This is a genomic window from Priestia sp. BR_2 (assembly GCF_041954005.1).
Classification (GTDB): Bacteria; Bacillota; Bacilli; order Paenibacillales; family Paenibacillaceae; genus Paenibacillus_AQ; species Paenibacillus_AQ lautus_A.
The window spans coordinates 1-1170 of sequence record NZ_JAVFHM010000360.1 but is presented as its reverse complement, the minus strand read 5'-3'; the positions used below and the strand labels follow the sequence as shown (position 1 = coordinate 1170).

At 39.6% G+C, this 1170-nt stretch carries 2 protein-coding genes; both read right to left on the bottom strand.

Annotation, left to right across the window (positions count from 1 at the left end; translation table 11 throughout):
• On the bottom strand, positions 1 to 597 hold a 597-nt coding region (locus tag RB298_RS33375; RefSeq protein ID WP_486050623.1), incomplete at its 3' end, for a glycoside hydrolase family 3 N-terminal domain-containing protein.
• 2 nt (positions 598 to 599) lie between these two features.
• A partial coding sequence (locus RB298_RS33370) for a TcaA 3rd/4th domain-containing protein (protein WP_486050621.1) occupies positions 600 to 1170 on the bottom strand: 571 nt, incomplete at its 5' end.

Sequence of the window (1170 nt, the reverse complement as noted above, 5' to 3'; positions counted from 1 at the left end):
GTCCAATACAGGCGCAAAGTCTACGTTAAAACCCATCGCCGCGAGTTCTTTTCCGTTACGGTCTGCTGTTCGATACACAAGTTCTTTATCATTTTTCTGACCTAGCTCTTGCTGTGAAGGAATAGGTGATACTTGATCCTTCATGCGGACGATATCCCCGCCTTCTTGATCAACTCCCATCATCAGGGGTATTTGATTCTTGGTTTCCTGCGCTAGATCTTGCAGGCTGTTTGTTAACGTCGCTACTTGCTTTGGTGTTTTCATATTTCGATCAAATAAAATAACGCCGCCTGCATGATAAGTTGAGATCATCGTTTTAATATGCTCATCCATTTCCTCTGTTTGAAAACCAACGACCATCATTTGACCGATTTTTTCTTGCAGCGTCATGTTACTCATAAGTTCTTGTACTTGCTGATCTGTGCTTTTAGGCTGACTTTCACTTTTTTCTGCTGAGGCTTTTATTGGTTTTGTGCTGATTTTTTCTGTAGTTGGTGCTTTTACAGGCTTTGACATAGACTGATAAGCCCAAACTGCTCCTATGATTAATACAACTGCGATTACTGCGTATAGAACGCGAAAGATAGGTTTTTTCATTTTTATTCAGTCCTTGAATCTACTTTATCAAGATGAGCTTCACTTAGACGCCATTTTCCATTCTCTTTTACAAGATCCCAGCTGCCTTCCCAATCTTGAACTAACGTGCTGCCATCTTCATTATCGTCGTAAGACGTCATTTCGATATAAGCAGTTGCTTCATTTCCATCTACTTCTGTTACTTGTACTTCTGTTACATCATCTCTAGAGTTCGCTTGTAGCCCTTTTGACCAGTCTGCTAAATCCACTGAGCTTTTTCGGCTTGAAGCAAAGTAATTATAAGCTGATGAGAAGTCATCACTGGTAATAAGGTTGTAGTGAGACGTGATTGCATCTTTAATATCTGCTTCTTCTCCAGCAGATGTATCATTTTCAGCTTCAGTTTCCTCGTGGTTTTCTATCTCATCTGAATCATCAATTGTTACTTCATTTTCTGACTCAAACATTAAATTGACTTCACTCGTATTTTTTCTAATCTCTACAACCTTCGTCTTCTTTGCACCCGATGCAAAATTTCGTTTTGCATACACTTTGACAGATCCGTCTGTTGGTAAAGGTCCTAAATAATCAAGG